At 71.0% G+C, this 21,772-nt stretch carries 21 protein-coding genes and 1 pseudogene; 4 read left to right on the forward strand and 18 right to left on the reverse strand.

All coding sequences use genetic code 11. The annotated features are described in order from the left end of the window. Positions 1-652 (forward strand): hypothetical protein (locus VGF64_07970; GenBank protein ID HEY1634678.1); only part of this gene is annotated, 652 nt, incomplete at its 5' end. A 34-nt stretch (positions 653-686) separates the two neighbouring features. Here VGF64_07970 and VGF64_07975 read toward each other — a convergent pair. The 5 genes from VGF64_07975 to VGF64_07995 all read right to left on the reverse strand — a co-directional run bounded on the left by VGF64_07975 (position 687) and on the right by VGF64_07995 (position 4,928). After that, positions 687-1,061 carry a DUF3040 domain-containing protein gene (locus VGF64_07975; GenBank protein ID HEY1634679.1) on the reverse strand — a complete coding sequence of 125 codons (375 nt, stop codon included), beginning with the start codon at positions 1,059-1,061 and terminating at the stop codon, positions 687-689. A 161-nt stretch (positions 1,062-1,222) separates the two neighbouring features. Beyond that, entirely contained in the window at positions 1,223-2,530 is a 1,308-nt protein-coding gene (gene dinB, locus VGF64_07980; GenBank protein ID HEY1634680.1) for a DNA polymerase IV, read from the reverse strand. After that, positions 2,527-3,078 (reverse strand): NUDIX hydrolase, encoded by a 552-nt coding sequence (locus VGF64_07985; protein ID HEY1634681.1) that lies wholly within the window; start codon positions 3,076-3,078, stop codon positions 2,527-2,529. Before VGF64_07985 ends, dinB begins: the two co-directional genes overlap by 4 nt. Positions 3,079-3,134: 56 nt before the next feature. After that, positions 3,135-3,845: a PIG-L deacetylase family protein gene (locus VGF64_07990; protein HEY1634682.1), complete on the reverse strand. Its 711-nt coding sequence runs from the start codon at positions 3,843-3,845 to the stop codon at positions 3,135-3,137. Between the two features lie 63 nt (positions 3,846-3,908). Beyond that, positions 3,909-4,928: a GntG family PLP-dependent aldolase gene (locus VGF64_07995; protein HEY1634683.1), complete on the reverse strand. Its 1,020-nt coding sequence runs from the start codon at positions 4,926-4,928 to the stop codon at positions 3,909-3,911. 136 nt (positions 4,929-5,064) lie between these two features. Between VGF64_07995 and VGF64_08000 the strand changes: the two genes are divergently transcribed. Beyond that, a complete protein-coding gene (locus VGF64_08000; GenBank protein HEY1634684.1) occupies positions 5,065-5,937 on the forward strand; it encodes an inositol monophosphatase family protein in 873 nt (290 codons plus the stop codon). Positions 5,938-5,951: 14 nt separating this feature from the next. Here VGF64_08000 and VGF64_08005 read toward each other — a convergent pair whose 3' ends face one another. The 3 genes from VGF64_08005 to VGF64_08015 form a co-directional block, all read right to left on the reverse strand. Further along, entirely contained in the window at positions 5,952-6,983 is a 1,032-nt protein-coding gene (locus VGF64_08005; GenBank protein ID HEY1634685.1) for a 6-phosphofructokinase, read from the reverse strand. A 12-nt stretch (positions 6,984-6,995) separates the two neighbouring features. After that, on the reverse strand, positions 6,996-7,466 hold the full coding sequence (nrdR, locus tag VGF64_08010; GenBank protein ID HEY1634686.1) for a transcriptional regulator NrdR: 471 nt from the start codon (positions 7,464-7,466) through the stop codon (positions 6,996-6,998). Between the two features lie 91 nt (positions 7,467-7,557). Then, on the reverse strand, positions 7,558-7,986 hold the full coding sequence (locus VGF64_08015) for a LysM domain-containing protein (GenBank protein ID HEY1634687.1): 429 nt from the start codon (positions 7,984-7,986) through the stop codon (positions 7,558-7,560). 270 nt (positions 7,987-8,256) lie between these two features. On the opposite strand from VGF64_08015, the gene lexA reads away from it, so the two are divergent. Continuing rightward, positions 8,257-8,889 carry a transcriptional repressor LexA gene (gene lexA / locus VGF64_08020; GenBank protein HEY1634688.1) on the forward strand — a complete coding sequence of 211 codons (633 nt, stop codon included), beginning with the start codon at positions 8,257-8,259 and terminating at the stop codon, positions 8,887-8,889. Positions 8,890-8,922: 33 nt separating this feature from the next. Here lexA and VGF64_08025 read toward each other — a convergent pair whose 3' ends face one another. From VGF64_08025 to miaA, 7 genes are all read right to left on the reverse strand, one after another. After that, positions 8,923-9,384, reverse strand: coding sequence for a peroxiredoxin (locus tag VGF64_08025; protein HEY1634689.1), 462 nt, complete (start codon positions 9,382-9,384; stop codon positions 8,923-8,925). Between the two features lie 143 nt (positions 9,385-9,527). Then, positions 9,528-10,598, reverse strand: a complete 1,071-nt coding sequence (gene dapE / locus VGF64_08030) for a succinyl-diaminopimelate desuccinylase (protein HEY1634690.1) — start codon at positions 10,596-10,598, stop codon at positions 9,528-9,530. Further along, positions 10,595-11,419 carry a 2,3,4,5-tetrahydropyridine-2,6-dicarboxylate N-succinyltransferase gene (locus VGF64_08035; protein ID HEY1634691.1) on the reverse strand — a complete coding sequence of 275 codons (825 nt, stop codon included), beginning with the start codon at positions 11,417-11,419 and terminating at the stop codon, positions 10,595-10,597. The genes dapE and VGF64_08035 overlap by 4 nt, the downstream gene beginning before the upstream one ends. A 45-nt stretch (positions 11,420-11,464) precedes the next feature. Further along, positions 11,465-12,595, reverse strand: coding sequence for an aminotransferase class I/II-fold pyridoxal phosphate-dependent enzyme (locus VGF64_08040; protein HEY1634692.1), 1,131 nt, complete (start codon positions 12,593-12,595; stop codon positions 11,465-11,467). Next, positions 12,592-13,875 (reverse strand): GTPase HflX, encoded by a 1,284-nt coding sequence (gene hflX / locus VGF64_08045; protein HEY1634693.1) that lies wholly within the window; start codon positions 13,873-13,875, stop codon positions 12,592-12,594. The genes VGF64_08040 and hflX overlap by 4 nt, the downstream gene beginning before the upstream one ends. Then, on the reverse strand, positions 13,872-14,714 hold the full coding sequence (gene dapF / locus VGF64_08050) for a diaminopimelate epimerase (GenBank protein HEY1634694.1): 843 nt from the start codon (positions 14,712-14,714) through the stop codon (positions 13,872-13,874). Before dapF ends, hflX begins: the two co-directional genes overlap by 4 nt. After that, entirely contained in the window at positions 14,696-15,664 is a 969-nt protein-coding gene (miaA, locus tag VGF64_08055; protein ID HEY1634695.1) for a tRNA (adenosine(37)-N6)-dimethylallyltransferase MiaA, read from the reverse strand. The genes dapF and miaA overlap by 19 nt, the downstream gene beginning before the upstream one ends. 73 nt (positions 15,665-15,737) lie before the next feature. On the opposite strand from miaA, the gene VGF64_08060 reads away from it, so the two are divergent. Next, on the forward strand, positions 15,738-17,291 hold the full coding sequence (locus tag VGF64_08060; protein HEY1634696.1) for an aldehyde dehydrogenase family protein: 1,554 nt from the start codon (positions 15,738-15,740) through the stop codon (positions 17,289-17,291). Between the two features lie 21 nt (positions 17,292-17,312). Here VGF64_08060 and VGF64_08065 read toward each other — a convergent pair whose 3' ends face one another. The 3 genes and pseudogenes from VGF64_08065 to recA form a co-directional block, all read right to left on the reverse strand. Beyond that, positions 17,313-18,794, reverse strand: coding sequence for a MiaB/RimO family radical SAM methylthiotransferase (locus VGF64_08065; protein ID HEY1634697.1), 1,482 nt, complete (start codon positions 18,792-18,794; stop codon positions 17,313-17,315). 124 nt (positions 18,795-18,918) lie between these two features. Further along, positions 18,919-19,176 (reverse strand): annotated as a pseudogene (locus tag VGF64_08070) (stage V sporulation protein S). Positions 19,177-19,345: 169 nt separating this feature from the next. Continuing rightward, positions 19,346-21,706, reverse strand: coding sequence for an intein-containing recombinase RecA (recA, locus tag VGF64_08075; protein HEY1634698.1), 2,361 nt, complete (start codon positions 21,704-21,706; stop codon positions 19,346-19,348). Positions 21,707-21,772: the final 66 nt, after the last annotated feature.

Raw genomic sequence — 21,772 nt, forward strand, 5'->3', positions numbered from 1 at the left:
CGCTCCCACGCCTCCGGCGCCGGCGCCAGCGGTCCCGGTGAAGCCCTCCCCCAATCTCGTGCATGCCGGTCCGACCGCCCACCATGGCGGCCACTTCCCGGTCGCCGGCGTCACCGCGGCGGCGATCGTGGTGGCCCTGGCGCTGGCGTGGGGTGTCGGCATTCCCCTGCTGGCGCGACGACGACGCTTCCGACGACGCGCCACGGCGCACGGCGCCGAGCGGGTCCTTGTGGCGTGGTCCGAAGCGGCCGACTCCCTGGCGCTCGTCGGAGCCGGGCGACAGGCGTCCGAGACGCTCGAGGAGCACGCCCGGCGCACCGCCCACTCGCCGGTCGCGCCCACCGAGGTGGCTCCCGCCTTGTCGGCTCTAGCCCGAGACGCCAGCGTCGCCAGCTACGCGCCGGTGCCACCAGGCACCGAGGTCGTCACGAGGTCGGTCGTGGCCGCGGCGGTGATCGAGGGCGCCGTGTGGAAGCGGGCGACCTGGTGGCAACGGCTGCGTTGGAGGCTCGATCCTCGTCAGCTGCTCCGCGCCAGCGGGCGGGACGGCGCGTGGAATGGGCACGATCCCGATCGTCGGCCGGGCCCGCGCCCACCGGCCGGCACGCACGACGACGCCGAGCGCCGTTCGTCCGAGGTGTCAGTCTCCTAGCTGGGCCCTCCGCTGGCCGCGGACGGCAGTTCGGTCAGTCGCTTCGCTTGAACCGCTCACGGAGACGGCGCTGGGTGTCTCCCAGCGTCTCCGACAGTCCCTGGGCCCGCACCGACTTGGTCACCTGCTGCCAGCCCGCTCGACCCATGTTGCGGAGGTTGCGCTCGAAGTAGATGGCCGAGAACAACATGATGAAGAAGCCCAGCAGGCCGAGCAGCAGCGACGTCGAGAACCACACCACCAGGATGGCCAGCCCGCCCAGGAAGGCGAGCGCCGACCACTTGCAGTTGCGACCGGCGTGGCGGTAGACGGTCTCCCGCCGCACCCGAGCAGCGAAATCCGGATCGTGCTCATAGAAGTTGCGCTCGATCTCGTGGAGGATCCGCTGCTCTTCTTCGGAAAGCGGCACTACCGCCCCCTTGCCACCCCTGGCCGTCGATGTCTTCTCGGGTTCAATCTTCGCGCAGTGGCTGCGCTACAACAACGCGTTGTGGCAAGACCGGTCCCGGGCACGCCCCCGCTGGGCCCCTCGGCGCAGGTTCGTGCGCCGGACCCGCCGGACCCGCCCGCCTAGCTGGATCCGGCCTGTCCGGACCGGGGGCCCCACTGGGTGTCACCCCTCCGCTTGACGTCGACGCCGTCCGGCCCGGCTAGCGAGGCGGGCCCGACGGCCTCACTCCCGAACCGCGCCCGAACCGCGTCCAGAGCGCCCGAGGCGTCGCTGTCCCGATCGCGGGACCCAGCGTCGAGACCACCGAAGCTGAGCTGCTGTGCGCCTCGGTCCGATGCCCCGGTGAGCCCCGAGACGCTCACGCCCAAGAGGCGGACCCCGGGGCGCACGTCCACGGCGCCGAGGAGCACGGACGCCAGCCTGGCGATGACGGGCCCCTGATCAACCGGGTCGGCGAGGCTGTGTGAACGGGTGATCGTGGACATATCGCCGAAGCGCACCTTGAGCGTCACCGTCCGGCCTGCCTTGTCACTGCCCCGCAGCCGGGCTGCCACGGCGTCGGACATGCGGACGACCTGACGACGCAGGCTGATCAGATCGTGATCGTCCTGCGCGTACGTCTCCTCGTGCCCGATCGACTTCACCTCGCGATCCGGCTCGACCGGCCGGGGGTCACGGGCCCAGGCCAGCTCGTGCAGATGGCGACCCAACGCCTGACCCACAGTGATCACGAGCGTCTCGACCGGCACCGCCGCCAGATCGCCCACGGTCGACACGCCGAGCCGGGTCAGTCGGGAGGCGGTCACGGGCCCGACACCCCACAGGGCGGACACCGGCAGCGGGTGGAGGAAGCCGAGCTCGGCGTCCGGCTCGACGGCGACGACTCCGGCACCGGCTCGGGGCCCGGTGGGGGTGGCGGCCGGCTTGGCCGCCCTGGACGCCAGCTTCGCCAGCAGCTTCGAGCGGGCCACCCCCACCGACGACCACAGACCGAGCTCCTCGTGGACGCGCCCGCGGACGGCGCGGGCGATCTCGGTCCCCGATCCGAACAGCCGACGGGCACCCCGCACATCGAGGAAGGCCTCGTCGAGCCCGATACCTTCGACGAGCGGCGTGAACGAGCTCAGCACCTCGTGCAACCGCTGGCTGACGGCGGCGTACACGTCGAACCGTCCGGGCCGGAACACGGCCTGCGGACACAGGCGGCTGGCCTGGACCGACGGCATGGCCGAGCGAACCCCGTACGCCCGGGCTTCGTACGAGCAGGAGGCGACCACTCCGCGCGATCCCGACCCGCCGACGATGACCGGGCGGCCGGCGAGGCCGGCATCCTCGAGGATCTCGACGGCGGCGTAGAAGGCGTCCATATCGAGGTGCAGGATGTCGAGGTGCGGCGCGTCGACCTCCTCGGCCACGGAACCGGTCACAGCCTGATCACCTCGAGGCGACGGGCGTCGTTGCCTTCGAGGCGGTAGCGGTACGAGCGATCCTCCCTCCCGGACCCGGGCCCGGCGGCCCGCTCCGGCCGTTCCCTCGACCCGCCCTCCCAGCCCGGCGGTCGCTCGGCCAGCCAGGCGACAAGCGGCTCGGCCACCCAGGGGCGACAGCCGTCGAGATGGAGCTCGGCGGCGTCCCATGCCACGAACCGGGCATCGACCACGATCCCGTCCGGATCATTGACGGCCAGGTCCCCGGAGTACGACAGGGCCAGGTGGACCTCCACGCGCAACAGCCAGCCCAGGCTCTCGGCCAGCGCCTCGACCTTGTAGACGGGTCCGGCCCACTCGTCGACGATCAGTCCCGTCTCCTCGTCCACCTCCCGGGTGAGCCCACCCCGGACGGACTCGCCGCCGCTCACGTCGATCACGCCGCCGGGGGGCGACCAGTCCAGCGATCCGTCACGCCGACGGTTCTGGACCAGTAGGAGGCCGTCGTGGTTCTCGACGAGTCCACCGGCAACCAGCCACTCACGCACAGAAGCATTCTGCCCTCCCGAACCTTGCCACCGCCGGAGGGCTCAGCCGGTGAGGCTCAGCCGGTGAGGCGCAACCGCCGAAATCCCTCGGCATAGCGCACTCCGGCCTGTCGACCGCTCTCCTCCGCCCGCTCTCTGATGACCGTGCGCAGCCACTCCCCCGTCTCGGTCAGCTGGCTGCGGTGGCACAGCACCGCCCCGAGCTTGATCTCCAGGGTGGCCGAGACATCGACCCACACGTCCGGCTCGAGCGTGCCCGAGAGATAGACCACCTCGACCTGGTGCGGGGGCCCGGTCTCCGGGAAATACAGCGGGAGGGCGGCAGCGGGGGCCACGGCGTCGAGGGCGGCCCAGCCCACCACGCGGTGGTCCAGATGGTTGTAGTAGTCCTGGCCGAACATCACCGCCTGGGGGTCGGGGCACACGACCACCTGGGGCCGCACCTCCCGAACCATGGCGACCAGCTCCCGCCGAAGGGCGGCCCCGTTCTCGAGCTCACCGTCGGGGTGACCGAGGAGGTGGTGTCCGCTCAGGCCGACGAGCCTGGCCGCCGCCGCCACCTCGTCCGCCCGACGGGACACCAGCTCCACCGGATCGGTCTCGGGGTCCGACGAGCCCTTGTCGCCGCTCGTGCACACGACCGTGTGCACCTCTGATCCGGCAGCGCTCCAACGGGCGAGGGTGCCGCCGCAGGAGACCTCGGGATCGTCGGGGTGGGCGTAGCAGGCGAGCACCCTCGTCGGTGCGTCACGGACCAGCTCGGCCATCCGGGCGAGCGTAGCGAGGTGGGGGCCCGTCAGGGATCGGCAGCGCCGGACCCCTGCGGCGTCTTACGGTGCGCTCGACAGCGCCTTGGCGGCGCGCTCGATCCCATCGTCGTCGAGATCGTGGTGCGTCATGAGGCGAACCATCCGCGGGGCGACGGTGCCGGCGAGCACGCCCTCCGATCGGAGGTGGTCGAGCACGAGCTCGGGTCGATCATGCTGGAAGAGCACGATGTTGGTCGGCGTCTGCGACGCGTCGCACCCGGCGTCCGGCCAGCGCTCGGCCACGGCCCGGGCCAGTCGTGCCGCCCGCTGGTGGTCATCGGCCAGCCGCACGACCATGCGGTCCAACGCCACCAGGCCAGCAGCGGCGATGACGCCCGCCTGGCGCATCCCGCCACCGAGCCGGGCCCGTTCTGCCCGTGCCGCAACAATGACATCGTCGCTCCCGGCGAGCATCGAGCCGACCGGTGCGCAGAGGCCCTTCGACAGGCAGCACATCACCGTGGTCACGCGCGCCGCGTACTCGGCTGCCGGGATGCCCGTCGCCACCTCCGCGTTGAACAACCGGGCCCCGTCCATGTGCAGGGGAAGGCCCCGAGCGGCCCGCCCCACCGCCTGGAGCGCCTCCAGCGACCACGGACGTCCGCCGGCGTGCATGTGGGTGTTCTCCACCGCCACCAGGCTGACCTCGGGCATGTGGTGCTCGGCGGCATCGAGCGCCCACGCGACGTCGTCTCCCGACAGCTGGCCATGGTCGTCGCCCACAGTGTGGAACTGGATGCCGGCGTTGCGTGCGCCACCTCCGTGCTCGTGCACGACCACGTGCTGGCGGCGGCCGGCGACGACGATCGTCGCCGGCTCGGCGAGCACCCGCAGGGCCACCTGATTGCCCATGGTTCCCGAGGGCACGTAGAGGGCGGACTGCTTGCCGACGCGCGCCGCGAACGCCTCCTCGAGGGCGTTGACCGTGGGGTCCTCCCGGTACACGTCGTCGCCCACCTCGGCCTCGGCCATGGCGCGCCGCATCTCGGGCGTGGGACGGGTCACGGTGTCTGAGCGGAGGTCGACCAGCCCGTCGCGCATCGGAGCCAGCGTATCGCCGGCGGCGCGGCGCCCTGGCCGGCTCCGAAGTACCCGGGCCCCGCGCCACCAGCGCTGCGGCCCGGCGCCGCTGCGGCCGCACGCCCCGGACCGCGCCCACCCGCGATAGACCGTCCGCATGGCGGACCCCGACGAGCTCCTCGAGATCGCGGCGACCGTGGCCCGATCGGCCGGCGTTCTTCTCCTAGACGGCCTCCACCGCACCCGGACGAGCGTCCGCACGAAATCCAGCCGTACCGACATGGTCACCGAGATGGACCTCGCCAGCGAGTCCCTCATCGCCGCGGCGCTCCACCGCCAACGACCGAGCGACGCCATCCTCGGCGAGGAGGGGGCGCGACAGGAAGGCAGCACAGGAGTCCGCTGGATCGTGGACCCACTCGACGGGACGACCAACTACCTGTACGCGTGGCCTGCCTTCGCCGTCTCGATCGCGGCTGAAGTCGACGGTCGAGTCGCCGTCGGCGTCGTCCACGATCCCTCGCACGCCGAGACCTTCGCCGCCATCCGCGGCGTTGGAGCCTGGCTATCCAGCTCCAGTGACCCCGACCGGGTCGATGGCGCGCCCGGGACGGTGCCCGCGCGAGACGGCCGGACCTCACTGCGGCTCGACGCTCCGCCCAGGCTGGCCGACGCGTTGGTCGGGACCGGCTTCAACTATGACGCCGCCCTGCGCGCCCGCCAGGCCGAGGTCCTCACCCGGGTGCTCCCGGTCGTGCGTGACATCCGCCGAGCGGGCGCCGCCTCCCTCGATCTGTGCTGGCTCGCCGCCGGGCGCGTCGACGCCTTCTTCGAAGCCGGGCTCCAGCCATGGGACTGGGCCGCGGGTGCCCTCGTCGCCTCCGAGTCGGGGGCTTGGGTCGGTGACCTCGAGGGTGGACCGCCGTCGGGATCGATGACGCTGGCCGCCGCGCCCGAGCTGGCTGGTCGCCTACGAGCGCTGCTCGTCGAGGCCGGCGCCGGGAACGCTCCCCTCGATGCTCCGGGCTGAACGCGGGGCGGTCCTCACTCGAAGAAGACCTCGGCAACATCGCGGACCAGCTGCTCGTCAACCGTCTTGAGCTCGGCCAGAGCCTCGGCCAGCGGTACGCTGACGATGGCGTTCGATCTGAGAGCAACCATGGTGTCGAAGGCCCGGGCGTGGACGGCATCGATGGCCGCAACACCAAACCGGGTCGCCAGGACCCGGTCGAAGGCCGTGGGCGTGCCGCCCCGCTGCACGTGGCCGAGGATCGTCACCCGCGCCTCGAACCCGGTGCGCCGTTCGATCTCCTCAGCGAGGAGGTTGCCGATGCCCCCGAGGCGCTCGTGACCGAACTGGTCGACCGTGGAAGACGCCAGCTGCAGCGTGCCCTCCCGGGGCTTCGCCCCCTCGGCGACGACCACGATGGAGGCGAACCGACCCTTCTGGTGGCGGCGCTTCAGGCTCTCGCACACGACGTCGATGTCGAACGGTTCCTCGGGCACCAGGATCTCGGCCGCACCGCCGGCGATGCCGGCGTACGTCGCGATCCATCCCGCGTGTCGGCCCATCACCTCGCACACGATGACCCGGTCGTGCGACTCCGCCGTGGTGTGGAGGCGGTCGATGGCGTCGGTGGCGATCTGAACCGCCGTATGGAAGCCGAAGGTCACCTCGGTCGCCGACAGATCGTTGTCGATCGTCTTGGGCACCCCGACGACCGACAGGCCCTCGTCCGCGAGACGATGGGCAACTCCAAGGGTGTCCTCGCCCCCGATGGCGATCAGGGCGTCGAGGGCGTGGTCGGTCACCGTCTCGCGCACCCCCGCCACGCCGCCGTCGACCTTGTAGGGGTTGGTGCGCGACGTGCCCAGGATCGTCCCCCCTCGGGGAAGGATCCCTCGACACCGCTCCACGTCCAGCTGCAGGGTGCGGCCCTCGATCGCCCCGCGCCAGCCGTCGGCTAGGCCGACGAACCCGTCTCCGTAGGCCACCTCGCCCTTGCGAACCACGGCCCGTATCACCGCGTTCAGCCCCGGGCAGTCGCCCCCACCCGTCAGCACTCCCACTCGCACCGACTCACCTCCTCACACTCGCCGCTTGGGCTCGGTCGTCTTGCTCAGCAAGCCGACCTCCCGCTCGAAATCGCCCACATCCTCGAAGCCCTTGTAGACGCTGGCAAAGCGCAGGTACGCCACCTGGTCCAGCCGTCGAAGCCGGTCGAGGACCGCCACGCCGATCTGCTGGCTGGTCGGCTCGGGACCGAGCAGCCGCATCGCCTCCTCGACCTCGCCGGCCAGCGCGTCCATGGCCTCAGCGCTCACGGGCCGGTTCTTGGTGGCCGCCCGCACACCGGCGACGACCTTGGCCCGGTCGAACGGCACACGGTCGCCCGACCGTTTGCCAACCATCAGCGCCGCCTCCTCGATGCGCTCGAAGGTGGTGAACCGGCGCCCGCAGGTCGCGCACTCGCGCCGCCGGCGGATAGCCGCGCCGTCATCAGCCAACCGCGAGTCCACGACCCGGTCCTCGAGGCTCGAGCAGATCGGACAGCGCACGGCCGCGGACGCTATCGCTCCAACCGCGCCAGCGCGTCTCGTCTGTCGTGCGTCCCGCTGACGCTGACCGCCGTCGCGGCCGGGCGCCGGATCAGGGCAGCACGAGGTGCTGACCCGCCTGGAGAGAGCCCCCGGGAACCTGGGTGGACAGCTGGTCCACAAGCGGCCGCGGGTCCTGGTCGGGGTGCACGTGGCGGGCGATGCTCCACAGCGTGTCGCCCGGCTGGACGATGTAGGTCCGGGTGCCGACCGCAGCCGCCGCCGGCGTCACCCGCCCGGGGACGACGAGGGGATCGCCCCCGGGCAGGACGAGAGGCCGGATGACCAGCACCAGCCCGGCAGCGAAGGCGATGGCCGTCAGCCGACGCCGGATCGTGGCCCGCCGCCGGGCCGCCGAGGTGGGGGGACGACGGCGACTCCGATCGACGCGCTCGGCGCCGGCCGGCCCACGCGGCTCGGGCGACCGCGCCGGCGGACGGGCGACACGATCCCGTGGGAGGGGGTAGGCAATGGCGGCCATGCTCGCTCGCTCCTACTCGCTGGCTTCTCTTGCGTCCTTCTACTGTGTCCTTCTACCGAACACCTGTTCTCCTGCGTGCCCAGCAGATCACGAACATCTGTTCGTTGTCAAGCGGCGATCGAACAGATGTTTCCCTCGGCCGGATCGTGCTGGTACGCTGGGAACGCACGTTCGACGCCGGGCCCCTGGAGGGGTTCGGTAGGTGGGAACGACCAGGGAACATCCAGGGAAGGCGCCCGCAGGACGGGCCGACGGGAGGAGAGCGAGACCATGCCCGAGGCGACGCTGAGCGGCAAACGGCGGGAGATCCTCGACTTCATCGCCGAGCGGCTCCAGGAGCGCGGTTATCCCCCGTCGGTGCGCGAGATCGGCGAGGCCGTGGGCCTCAACTCGTCGTCGACCGTCCACGCCCACCTGGCCACGCTCCAGCGCCAGGGTTTCCTGCAGCGCGACCCGACCAAGCCCCGCGCCATCACGGTCAGCTACGACCCCTCGTCAGGGGCGGCGCTGGCCAGCCGGCCGGTACGCCACGTTCCACTCGTCGGGGAGGTGGCAGCCGGGACCGATGTGCTCGCCCAAGAGAACGTCGAGGACCTCATGCCCCTCCCCCAGGACTTCACCGGGACCGGCACCCTGTTCATGCTCAAGGTGCGGGGCGACTCGATGGTGGACGCGGGGATCCTCGACGGCGACTACGTCGTGGTGCGTCAACAGCCGGAGGTCGAGCGGGGCGACATCGTCGCCGCCGGCTTACCCGACGGGGACGCCACGGTGAAGTTCTACAGCCGCCGAGGGCGGAAGGTCGTGCTCAAGCCGGCCAACCCGGACTACGACCCCATCGAGCACGACGCAGCGGAGGTGACCGTCTACGGCAAGGTCGTGACCGTCCTCCGCCGCCTGTGACACGGTGCCGCGCCCCGATCAGGAGAGCCCCGATCAGGAGAGCTTGGCCAGGGCCGCCTCGTAGTCGGCTCGGTTCCGCGGCGTGAGCAGCTCGGGCGAGGCGAACGTGGCCACGACCGTACCGGTCTTGTCGATCACGAACGTCGCCCGGTCGGCGCAGCCCAAGGCCTCGTTGAACACCCCGTAGGCGCGTGCCACCGCACCGTGAGGCCAGAAGTCGCCCAGCACCGGGAACCCGAAGCCCTGCTCCTCGGCCCACCGGGCCTGGGCGAAAGGGCTGTCGCAGGAGACGGCGATGAGCTGTGCGTTCGCCGTCTGGAACGACGACAGGTCATCGCGCAGCTCGCAGAGCTCCCCTTGGCACACGCCGGTGAAGGTGAACGGGTAGAAGACGAGCACCACGTTCTCCTTGCCCCGGTAATCCGACAGCTTCACCTTGTTGCGGCCCTGACTGAGCTCGAAATCCGGGGCCTCCTGGCCGACCTCGATTGCCACGAACGATCCTCCATTCCGTTCCGATTCCGTTGGCCGGCGTCCGGGGCCGGCGATGCGATGGGCCGACCTCCCGGGCCGGCGATGCGATGCACCGACCTCCCGGGCCGGCGATCGTCTCCACGAGCGTGGGCGGGCCCGTCAGTCTACGGGGCTCCCCGCGCGACCGACCACAGCGTGCCGTACGCCGCCTCGAGCTCGCCACGCGCCACCCGCTCGGTCGCCGTGTGGGCCAGCGTCGAATCGCCCGGTCCGAAGTTTGTCGCCGGCACGCCGAGAGCGCTGAAGAAGGCGACGTCGGTCCAGCCCAACTTGGCCCGCGGTGGTATCCCCGACCGCTCGACCAGCCCAGACAGCAGGGGATGATCGAGGGCGGGTGGCGCCGGGTGGGAGACGGACTCCAGCTCGATGGTGTCGCCGGCGGCGGTGTCAAGGGCGGGGGCCAGCAGTTCGCGCAACGAGGAGAACGCGGCCTCGGCGTCGCGGTCGGGCGCGAAGCGATGGTTGAGCACGACCCGGGCTCGATCCGGGACCACGTTGTGGGCGACCGATCCCTCGACGCCGACGCTCTGGAGCGACTCCCGAAACTCGCACCCGTCGATCACGGGCCGGCGGTCCTCGTACCCGGCGACGAGGGTCAGCACCGGCGCCAGACGATGGACGGCGTTCACTCCCATCCACGGTCGAGCGGTGTGGGCGCGCTCCCCCACGAGCGTCACGGCGACCCGCATCGTGCCCTGGCAGCCCGCCTCGACGCGGCCGCCCGTTGGTTCGGCGAGGACCGCCGCGTCGCCAGCGAGCAGGCCCGGACGCTCGGCCCGTAGCAGGCTCAGCCCGTTGTGGCGCTGGTCCACCTCCTCGCACTCGTACAGCACGTAGGTCAGGTCCACGACGGGATCGGGCTCGCTGATCGCCAGCTCGCACAGCACGGCCAGGCCGCCCTTCATGTCGGTCGCGCCCAGCCCCCACAGGGTGTCACCCTCTACGCGGGCGCCCTCGTTGCCGTTGGGCGGCACGGTGTCGAGGTGACCGGCGAGGAGCAGCCGTTGGGCACGGCCCAGCTGGGTCCGAGCCACCACCGTGTTGGCTACCCGATCGACCTGCAGCCAGGGCGCTGCCTTGAGCAACGTCTCGACGCGGTCAGCGATGGCGCCCTCGTGGTGGCTGACCGAGGGGATGTCGACCAGCTCGGCGCTGCGGGCCAGGAGGTCCCTCACACCGAGGTCCCGTGATCCCGCAGCACCTCGTTGAGCCGGGACTTGTCGTGTCGTTCCCCCTCGGTGAGCCGCTTGATCACCAGCACGCACGGGACGAAGAACTCCCCTCCCGGGTACTGTCGACGCCGGGACGCGCTGATGGCGACGCACCACGGGGGAATGATGCCGCGGCTCACCTCGGCGCCGGTCTCGGCGTCGACCACCGGAACCGACGGATTGACGATCACGCCCGAGCCCACCACGGCACCCTCACCGACCCGGGCGCCCTCGGTGACCATGCAGCGGCTGCCCACGAACGCCTCGTCCTCCACGATCACCGGGGCCGCCTGCGCCGGCTCGAGCACGCCGCCGATGCCCACCCCTCCCGACAGGTGCACGTTGGTACCGATCTGGGCGCACGAGCCCACCGTGGCCCACGTGTCGACCATGGTGCCGGCTCCCACCCGGGAGCCGATGTTCACGTAGCTCGGCATGAGTACCACGCCCCGGTCGAGGAACGATCCCCATCGCGCCGATGCGCCGGGTACGACTCGCACCCCGGCAGCTGCGAAGCGTCCCTTCAAGGGGATCCGGTCGGCGTACTCGAAGGGCCCGAGCTCGATGGTCTCCATGGCCGACAGGCGGAAGAGGAGCAGGATGGCCCGCTTCAGCCACTGGTGGACGACCACCTCGCCGTCACCTGCGACCTCGGCGACCCGAGCCTCGCCGGTGTCGAGCAGGTCGACGGCCTGGCGCACGGTCGCCTGGGCATCCCCGTCATCCGGGCCCAGCGAGTCCCGGCGTTCCCACAGGTCGTCGATGTTGGCTTGGAGATCCGCCATGGCCGCGACCCTACTCAGCGGTGCTGCGCCCGCTCCGCGTGCTGGTCACCCGACGCCGAGGCGACGGGCCACCAGGTCGAGGCGCTCCATGGGCTGCACCAGCGCCACCCGCACGTGACCCGCGCCCTGCGACCCGTACAGGTCACCGGGACTGACCAGCGCGCCCCCGTCGGCCGCCAGCCGCTCGGTGAACGCCCACGAACGTGCCGCCGGGTCGTCTTCCTCCCCCGGGGCCGGTGCCCACAGGTAGAGCCCACCAGCCGGGCGCGACACGGCGACCCCGATGGCAGCCAGTATCGACCGAAAGCCCGCCAGGCGCTCCCGATACCGCTCCCGCTGCTCGGACGCGTGGTCGTCGTCGTCGAGGGCGAGCGCAGCAGCCACCTGGACGGGCCCCGCCACCAGCATCCCGGCGTGCTTGCGCACCTCCGACAGGTAGTGCACCAGCGCCAGGTCGCCGGCGTAGAAGCCGACCCGGAGGCCGGCCAGGTTCGAGCGCTTCGACAGGGAGTGGACCGCGATCACCCCGTCGAGCCCGTCCTCGAGGATGGTCCGTGGTCGGCCTTCCCACGTGAGCTCGGCGTAGCACTCGTCGCTGAGCACGGGCACTCCCCTCGCCCGTCCCCACGCCGCCGCCGCCGCCAGGTCGTGCAACGCCCCCGTGGGGTTCGCCGGGCTGTTGACCCACAGGGCCAGGGCGCGATCGGCGTCAGCGTCGTCGATGGCGCTCAGGTCGAGGTGCCAGCCCTCGTCGACGGGAACCGCCACCGACCGACAGCCGGCCAGGACCGCTCCCATCTCGTAGGTGGGGTAGGCGACGCCCGGATGCAGCACGGTGTCGCGGCTCGGGCTCCGCAGCCGCAACCACTGGGGCAGGGTGGCGACCAGCTCCTTCGTCCCGACACAGGCGGCGACCGCCTCGACGGGAACGTCGACCCCGAACCGCCTGGCCACCCAGTTCCTCGCCGCCTCCCGGTACCTCGGGCTGCCCACCGACATCGGGTAGCCCCGCTCGGTCCCCGACGAGGACAGGGCGGCCACCGCGGCCGGCGGCGGCGGGTCGCCGGGCGTGCCGACGGACAGGTCGACGAGCCCGCCCTCGTGGGCGTCGGCCTTCGCTCGGGCGCCGGCGAGCCGCTCGTAGGGGTACACCGGGGGCTGGAACCCCTCGCTCACGAGACCTCGTCCTGCCGGTCAGGATCGACCACGAACTCGCCGAAGCGACCCGCCTCGGCGGGATCGAGGCGGGCCCGCAGCCGGGTCGCCGACTCCTCGTGCGACTCGACGAGCACCTCGGCCTCGCGATGAAGGGCGGCGAGGACGTCGCCTCGGCTGTAGGGCACGACGAGCTCGATCGGCCGGGACAGCGAGCGCAGTCGATCACGCACCGCTGTCAGCAGATCCTCGACGCCGGCGCCGGTGAGCGAGGAGATCGCCACCGATCCTGGGTGCGTTCCCGCCAGCTTGACTGCGGTCGGCGCCACGTCGGCCTTGTTGAACGCGAGGAGCTCGGGCACGTCGCCGGCACCGATCTCGCGCAGCACCGTCCGCACGGCGTCGATCTGGGCCTCGGGGTCCGGCGCGTCTCCGTCGACGAGGTGGACGAGGAGATCCGACTCGGACACCACCTCCAGGGTCGAGCGAAAGGCCTCCACCAGCTGGTGCGGCAGCTTGCGCACGAACCCGACCGTGTCGGAGCACAGCACCTGCTCGCCCCCGGGCAGCTCCAGGCGGCGGGTGCGGGGATCGAGGGTGGCGAACAGGCGGTCCTCGACCAACACCCCCGCATCCGTGAGCCGGTTGAGCAGGGTGGACTTGCCGGCGTTGGTGTAGCCCACCAGGGAGATCGAGCGCCGGCGGGACCGCTGGCGGGATCGACGCTGCGTGCGGCGGGTCCGCGAGAGCTGCCGGAGGTCGGCTTCGAGTCGGGTCATCCGGCGCACGAGACGACGGCGGTCCACCTCGAGCTGCGTCTCGCCGGGGCCTCGGGTACCGATCCCGCCGGCCTGCTGGCTGAGCGCCTTTCCCTTGCCTCGCAGCCTCGGCAGCCGGTAGCGCAGCAGCGCCAGCTCGACCTGGGCCTTGCCCTCCTGGGTGTGGGCGTTCTGGGCGAAGATGTCGAGTATCACCGCGGTGCGGTCGATCGCCGTCCGGCCGAGGATGCGCTCGAGGTTGCGCTGCTGCGCGGGGGTGAGCTCGTCGTCGAACACGACGGTGTCGGCGTCGACGGTCTCCGACAGCCGGTGGAGCTCGGCCGCCTTGCCCTTGCCCACGTAGGTCGCCGGGTCCGGGGCGTCGCGTCGCTGGAGGACCCGCGCCGCCTCGTCGGCGCCGGCCGTATCGACGAGCAGCGCCAGCTCGTCCAGGCTGGCCTCGGCCTCGGCCACCCCGGTCGGAGGCATGGCCACACCCACCATCACGATCCGCTCCCTGAAGGCGCGCTCGATGAGGCTCAAGGAACCTCCACCTCGACGGTGCAGATGCGCCGCACCGGACTGGCCAGCACGACGCCGAGACCGTTCACACCGACCTCGAGCGTGCCTCCCGGGTTGTGCACCAGCACCTGGTCGCCAACCACTCCCCACGACCTGGCCGCGGCCGCCGCCGCGCAACTTCCCGTGCCGCACGCCAGCGTCTCGCCCACCCCCCGCTCCCAGACCCGCAGGACCAGCTCGCCAGGGCCCGGACCGGGGGCGACGAGCTCGACGTTGATGCCGCCGGGGTAGGCGTCCTGGGCCTCCCATCCGGTGCGGGCCATGTCGATCTTCTCGAGATCGGGGCCGTCGAGATCGGGGCCGAGCAGCACCAAGTGGGGGTTGCCGACGCTCACTGTGCGCGCCCGCCAGCTCCCGTCGGGAAGCAGCTTCTCGACGGTCCCATCGGGCTCTTCCTCCCCCAGCTCCGCCTCGCCCATGTCGACGCTCACCTGCATCGTTCCCGCCCGCTCGCTCGGGCCGACCGTCACCGTTCGGGGACCCGCGAGGGTGCGGATGACGAACGCGGGCCCCGACGCCACGCCCGCGTCCACCGCCGCCTGGGCCAGGCATCGGACACCGTTCCCACTCATCTCGGCGATGCCGCCGTCGGCGTTGCGGAGCTCCATGCACAGCGCAGCGCCGTCGTCACCGGGCTCGGCCAGCGTGGCCCGGATCGCCCCGTCGGCGCCCACACCGCGGCGGCGATCGCACAGTTGCCGAGCTGTCGCGGAGTCAAGCGGGTGGCGGTCATCGGGATCCAACAGCACGAGGAAGTCGTTGCCCCGGCCGTGGTGCTTGGTCAGGCGGAGGACAGGCATCCGATCCAGTTTCCCAGCAGGGTGGGCACAGCGGCGAGCGGATTGGCGTGACCACCTGGATCGACGGGGTCGATCCAGGTGATGCGCGGATCGCGCCGGAACCAGGCCCGCTGCCGGCGGGCGAACGACCGCGTCCGGCGGATGCCGTCGGCCGTCGCCTCATCCAGCGGCACGCCCTGTTCCACGTGGGCGAGCAGCTCGCGGTAGCCGAGGGCCTGGCGAGCCGTCCGGGACAGCCCAGGCCCGCTGCTGGCCAGCCCGCGCACCTCGTCGAGGAACCCGGCCCCCAGCTGGGCCAGGAACCGCTCTTCGATGCGCCTGGCCACCTCCCGTGGCGACAGGCGCAGCCCGACCAGCTGGAACCGTGAGGCGGCATAGGTGGCGAGTCCCGGTCCGAAGGAGGAGAAGCGTCGTCCGCTCCCGAGGGTCACCTCCAGCGCCCGCACGACCCGCCGGCGGTTCGACGGCCGCATCCGACCCGCCGCCACGGGATCGAGGTCATTCAGGCGGGCGTGCAGGGTGCCGACGCCACCCGGGCGGTCGGCCTCGGCTTCCAGCCCGGCAGCGACCTCGGGCCACCGGCCCGGCAGCTCGAGCTCGTCGACCACGGCCTGGAGGTACAGGCCGGTGCCGCCGACGAGCAGGGCCCTGTGACCCCTCGCCTCGATGCCATCCAGGACAGCGCGGGCATCGGCCTGGAACCGGCTCACCGAGTAGTCCTCCGACGGGTCGGCCAGGTCGAGGAGGTGGTGAGGCACCTCGGCCCGCTGGGCGGGTGTGGGCTTGGCGGTCCCGATATCCATGCCGCGGTACACGCACATCGAGTCGACCGACACGAGCTCGACGTCGGGCCGGCGCCGGGCGATCTCGAACGCCACCGCTGACTTGCCGGAGGCCGTCGTGCCCACAAGGGCCAGGTGCCGGCTCGTCGGCTCGGGCGCCGCTGTCATGTCGGATCCCAACCTACCCGCCACCGTCGGATCGGGTGCGACCGAGGGCTCCGCCGCGTGTCACCATGACGCGGTGCAGTCCGATCAGACCCTCCAGATCAAGCCCGGCACCAGCTGGTCCGAGGTCTACGACCGCTGTCGGACCATCGCTCCCGAGGCGTTCGGTCCCGACGGGGTCCGCAACCTCTGGGGAGGCGAGTGGCGTGAGAGCGGCACCGCCCTCCGCTCGGTGTCGTCCATCGACGGCACCGCCATCGCGGGGCCGCCGATGCTCGAGCCCGAGGAGGCCGAAGAGGCCCTGCGGGCGGCGGTGGCCGACCACCGGGCATGGGCCGTCGTCCCCCTCGACGAGCGGCGACAGCGGGTCAGCGCCGCCGTCGAGGCGCTCGAGGCCCACCGCGAGCTCCTCGCCCTGCTGCTCGTGTGGGAGGTCGGCAAGCCCTTCCGGCAGTCGATGGTCGAGGTGGACCGCACGATCTCCGGCGTGACCTGGTACGTCGACAACATCGCGCCCATGCTCGAAGGACGTCGGCCACTCTACGGACCGGTATCCAACATCGCCTCGTGGAACTATCCGCTCTCGGTGCTGGTGCACGCCATGTTCGTCCAGGCCCTGGCGGGCAACGCCTGCATCGCCAAGGCGCCGACCGACGGGGGCGTCTCGACCCTCACCCTGGCCCTGGCCCTGGCCCGGCGGGCAGGGCTGCCCGTGACCCTGGTGAGCGGGTCCGGCGGTCTGCTCTCTCCCGTGCTGGTGCGGTCCCCCGAGATCGGGTGCCTTGCCTTCGTCGGGGGCCGGGAAGCGGGCGGACAGATCGTCTCCGAGCTGGTCCGCACCGACAAGCGCCACATGCTGGAGCAGGAGGGGCTCAACGCCTGGGGCATCTGGCAGTTCTCCGACTGGGAGGGCCTCGCTGTCCACCTGCGCAAGGGCTTCGAGTACGCCAAGCAGCGGTGCACCGCCTACCCCCGCTACGTCGTCCAGCGGTCGCACTTCGACGAGTTCCTCGCCACCCTCCTGCCGGTGCTGGACTCCCTCGAGTTCGGCAATCCCCTGGCCGTGAGCGATGCTGACGACCCCCTTCCCGACCTCGACTTCGGCCCGCTCATCACCGCCGGCAAGGCGACCGAGCTGGCCGCCGACGTGGAGGAGGCCATCGACCGAGGGGGTGTCCCGCTGTACCGAGGGTCCACCGCCCGGGCCCACTTCGTCGAGGGTCAGGACACCTCGGCCTACGTGCCGCCGGTCGCCATCTTCGACCCCCCGCGGAGCTCGGCCCTGTACCACGCCGAGCCCTTCGGGCCCATCGACACACTGGTGGTCGTGGACACCCAAGCCGAGCTGCTGGCGGCGATGAACGTCTCCAACGGGGCCCTCGTGGCCTCGATCGCCTGCGACGACGCCGAGGTCGCCAACAAGCTGGCGGCCGAGCTCCAGTCGTTCAAGGTCGGCGTGAACAAGCCCCGATCCCGGGGCGACCGCGACGAGCCCTTCGGAGGCCGGGGGGCGTCGTGGAAGGGCGCCTTCGTGGGCGGCGAGTACCTGGTGCAGGCCGTCACCGAGGGCCCACCGGGCGAGCGTCTCTTCGGGCATTTCCCGGACTACCAGCGCTACCCCCCGACCTGAGGGCCGGGCCCGGTCAGCCGGTCAGCCTGCCGTGACCGGGATGCGGCCCCGCTGGCGAGGTCGGTCACCCACCGACAGCAGCTCGCCGCCGAGGTGATGTGGTGCCGCGGCGGTCACGTGCACTAGGGCCGAGGTGCCCGGGCTGGGTGCGGGCTCCGGCGCCGCGAAGTGGACGAGCTTGTTCTGCCTGGTGCGCCCGGAGGTGACGTTCGGATCACGCTTGCTCGGCCCCTCGACCAGTACCTCTTCGGTCCGTCCGATCCGTGCCCGGTGCTTGGCGAGCGCCGAGCGCTCGACCACCACCCGCAGCTGGGCGAAGCGCTCGGCGGCCACCTCCGCCGGCACCGCCTCGTCGGTCATGTCCGCCGCCCGCGTGCCGGGACGGGGCGAGAACAGGAACGTGTAGGCGCTGTCGTACTCGGCCTCGGCGACGACCTCGAGGGTGCGATCGAAGTCATCGTCGGTCTCACCGGGGAACCCGACGATGATGTCGGTCGTGACGGCCAGGTCCGGGATTGCGCTCCGGGCCGCAGCCAGCCGGTCGAGGTACCGACGGGCGGTGTAGCCCCGACGCATGGCGGCGAGTACGCGATCGCTCCCCGACTGCAGGGGCAGGTGAAGGTGCTCGCAGACGGCGCCCACCTCGGCCATGGCGGCGATGGTCTCGGGCCGGAGATCCTTGGGATGGGGGCTGGTGTAGCGGACCCGCCTGATGCCGGGAACGGCTCCCACCGCCCGCAGCAGGTCGGCGAACAGGGGACGGGCCCGCGACGCGCCCGCCTCGACCCAGACCTGACCCGCCCGCTGGATCGCGTCACTCCCACTGGAGTCTCCGACCGTCGCGCCCGAGCGCAGGGCCGCGGTGATGTCCCGGCCGTAGGAGTTGACGTTCTGGCCGAGGAGGGTTACCTCCACGGTGCCGGCCCGGGCGAGGTGCTCCACCTCGGCCACCACATCGCCGAACGGTCGGCTCACCTCGCGACCCCGCACGGCGGGCACGATGCAGAAGGCACAGCTGTTGTCGCAGCCGATCTGGATGGTGACCCAGGCGGCGTGGCCGAGCTGTCGACGGACCGGAAGCGCCGACGGGAACAGCGCGCTGTCGTCGGCCGGTGCCTCGTCGAGGATCTCCATGACGGGACCCTCGCGCGCTGCCTGGCGGAGCAGTTCGGCCAGCCGGCCCACGTTGTGGGTACCGAAGACCACGTCGACCTGGCCGGCCCGCTGCTGGACCAGGCCCCGGTCCTTCTGGGCCAGGCAGCCACCGACGGCGATCTGCATGCCCGGTCGGTGGTCGCGCACCGCCTTGAGCTGGCCGAGGTGCCCGTAGAGCCGGTTGTCCGCGTTCTCTCTGATGCAGCAGGTGTTGAGGACCACGACGTCGGCTTCGCCGACCTCGTCCGTGGGCTCCATGCCCTCGGTCTCGAGCAGGCCCGCCAGCCGCTCGGAATCGTGCTCGTTCATCTGGCACCCGAAGGTGCGCACGAGGAACTTCCGGGTCACCGGCCCAGAATAGGGCGCGTTCCCTCCCCTGCCCCCGTTCTGTGCGGGCGCGCTACTCCGTCTCTCGCGAGACGGCGTGACCGTGGGCGTCTTCCCCAGCGGGAGGCAGCTGGCCTACCCCGCCGCGGTGCTCGACGAGCAGCCTGAGGGCGGTGCGGCTCTGCCCATCGATCTCGATGTCGGCAAAGTTCGGCACGCAGATCAGGTCGATGCCCGACGGGACTACGAAACCCCGAGCGATGGCCATGGCCTTCACGGCCTGATTGAGGGCCCCAGCGCCGACGACCTGCACTTCTACCGCTCCCACTTGCCGCAGCACGCTGGCCATTGCACCGGCGACAGCATTTGGACTCGATTTGCTCGAGACCTTGAGCACTTCCATGTTGCCCCCAGCTAGGACCCATCGGCGTACGTCGTGGTTCGGCCACGCGCCATCGTGTGATTCGACGTCGCGGACAAATGTCCCTTCTGTGGCTACCGCCACAAGGGGAGGTGGCCGGCCGTCGCTCGGGGGGGAGAGCGACGGCCGGCCCTGGAAGATCCCTAGTCGGTCATTCCTTCAACGAGATGGGTTCGTCGTCGGCAGCCTGTGTTCCCAATGGAACGTCCTCGGACCCCGACCCCATTCCCACCTGTTGCCGGACACGCTCGTTGAGCTCGACCATCAGCTCGGCGTTCTCGAGCAGGAACTGCTTGGCGTTCTCCCGGCCCTGACCGAGCTGCTCGCCCTCGTAGGTGTACCAGGCACCGGATTTCTTCACGATGCCCAGGTCGACGGCGACGTCGATGACCGACCCCTCCCGGCTGATGCCCCGGCCGTACATGATGTCGAACTCCGCCGATTTGAAAGGCGGCGAACAGTTCGACACTACGACGTCATTGGCCACGAAGGTATGGAGATCATCCACCTCGATGTCGTAGATGGGTCGCCATTCCGGGGGGCTGACGGCGACGATCCGGTCGTACCAGACGTCCTCGTCCAGCACGCCCTCGAGGAACTCGCTCTCCAGCGCATCGGCCAGCCGCTCCACGCGGTCACGGCGGAGCCGGGACGGGCCAAGCAACACCCTCAAGCTCCGTGCCCCTCCTCTGCCCGGCCCGTAGCCCAGCAACTGGCAGGCGAGCTCGACCGTGACGCCCTGACCCCTCAGGTAGTCGAGCACCGGCTCGGTCTGGCTGGCCGGAAGGTAACCGCGCTGAGAGCCACGGTGCTTGCCGAGCTCGGGATCGGACAGCTCAGCAGTGAGCACCTGTCCCTTGGGACCCCACATCGGGAGAGCCGATGAGAAGCGGGTGACGTTGTCGATGCCACTCACCCGAACCTCCCAACAAGGGAGCTTCCCTTGCACCCTGCGCCCCTTGACGATGCTCGGCCGCTTGGACGTTGGGTCGTAGACCCGGACCGAGCTGCCGATGCCCCAGCGCAGCAGAAGCCAGTGAAGCTGCTGAGCCAGCTGTTCGGACGTCGTGGTGAACCCGCAGCGGATGCCGCCGGTCTGCTCCCGACTGACCCAGCCATCGCTCTCCCAGAGGCCGAACAACAGGTTGCCCACCACCTCTTCGGACACGTCCGAAGCGAAAAAGGCGGTTGGGATGCGCTTTGTAGCCGCCAACTGGCCCCAGATACCGGCCCACCGGGCCAGCTCCAGTAGCCCGTTCTTCTCGCCAGTTCGGTGCGAGAAGCTGACCTGGATACCGCGAGGATGGGAATCGCACCCCAGCGCAGAGGCGATGGCGGCCGCGTCAGCCTGGAGCGACTCTTGAACATTGGTAAAGGAGATCGGCGTCTTCCCGCTCACGCAGCCGTCTCCGATGAGATAGCCGAGCATCCGGGCCCGATCCGGGGGTACTGGCTGCTCGGCTCCGAAGCCAACTGCCCGCCGGGGTCGGGCGACCCGATCACCAACGGCCAGCTCACCCGCCTCGCGCCATCCTCTGTCCGTGAGGATCCGGTGGTCGCCGGTAGCCCACAAGGCCGTGCCGTCCCGCAGATGCAGACCGATGACCTCGTGCTCGCCCTGGTCCATGCGACCGGTCACGCGCCGAACGTGCAGCTTGCCGAGCTTGTCCGCGGCCATCACCGCGACACCCTCGTCCCGCTCGACGATGTCCTCCATGGCATGCGTGCAGCCCGTGGTGGGGTCGAAGACGCGGGTACCGGCGGCCAGGCACTTGTTTTTCACCACCTTGACCCGCGTGCGGTTGCCGATGACCTCGCCGCCGTCCTTGATGGACTCGATCCTGCGGATGTCGAGTCGGACCGACGAGTAGAACTTGAGCGCCCTCCCGCCTGGGGTCACCTCAGGTGAGCCGTACACGACACCTATCTTTTCTCGCAGCTGATTGATAAATATGGCGATGGTGTTGGACCGGCTGAGGGTCCCGGTGAGCTTGCGCAGCGCCTGGGACATGAGACGGGCCTGGAGGCCGACGTGGGCGTCGCCCATCTCTCCCTCGATCTCCGCTCGGGGAGTGAGCGCCGCCACCGAGTCGATGACCAGCACGTCGAGGGCTCCCGACCGGATGAGCATGTCGGCGATCTCGAGCGCCTGCTCCCCGGTGTCGGGCTGGGAGATCAGCAGCTCGTCGATGTCGACGCCGATGGCCCTGGCGTAGACCGGGTCCATGGCGTGCTCGGCGTCGATGTAGGCACAGATGCCGCCGTTGCGCTGCCCCTCGGCCACGACGTGCATGGCCAGGGTCGACTTCCCCGAGGACTCGGGTCCGTAGAGCTCGACGATCCGGCCCCGGGGCAGCCCACCGACACCGAGGGCCAGGTCGAGGGCCATGGCGCCGGTGGGAACGGACTCGATGGCCATGTCCACCCGCTCGCCCATGCGCATGATCGAGCCCTTGCCGAACTGCTTCTCGACGTGCCCGATCGCCATGTCGAGCGCCTTGTCACGTTCCACCGGATCCCCTCTCGTCGTGGCGGTCTGGATTCGGGCCTCACCCTATGGATGGGGTGTGACGATCAC

The sequence above is a fragment of the Acidimicrobiales bacterium genome, assembly GCA_036491125.1.
Taxonomy (GTDB): Bacteria; Actinomycetota; Acidimicrobiia; order Acidimicrobiales; family AC-9; genus AC-9.

Coding starts and splice junctions, on each gene's coding strand:
- VGF64_07990 (HEY1634682.1), bottom strand. CDS start 3,845: ATGGCCGAGCTGGTCCGTGACGCACCGACGAGGGTGCTCGCCTGCTAC.
- VGF64_07995 (HEY1634683.1), bottom strand. CDS start 4,928: ATGCGCGACGGGCTGGTCGACCTCCGCTCAGACACCGTGACCCGTCCC.
- VGF64_08000 (HEY1634684.1), top strand. CDS start 5,065: ATGGCGGACCCCGACGAGCTCCTCGAGATCGCGGCGACCGTGGCCCGA.
- VGF64_08015 (HEY1634687.1), bottom strand. CDS start 7,986: ATGGCCGCCATTGCCTACCCCCTCCCACGGGATCGTGTCGCCCGTCCG.
- lexA (HEY1634688.1), top strand. CDS start 8,257: ATGCCCGAGGCGACGCTGAGCGGCAAACGGCGGGAGATCCTCGACTTC.
- VGF64_08035 (HEY1634691.1), bottom strand. CDS start 11,419: ATGGCGGATCTCCAAGCCAACATCGACGACCTGTGGGAACGCCGGGAC.
- dapF (HEY1634694.1), bottom strand. CDS start 14,714: ATGCCTGTCCTCCGCCTGACCAAGCACCACGGCCGGGGCAACGACTTC.
- miaA (HEY1634695.1), bottom strand. CDS start 15,664: ATGACAGCGGCGCCCGAGCCGACGAGCCGGCACCTGGCCCTTGTGGGC.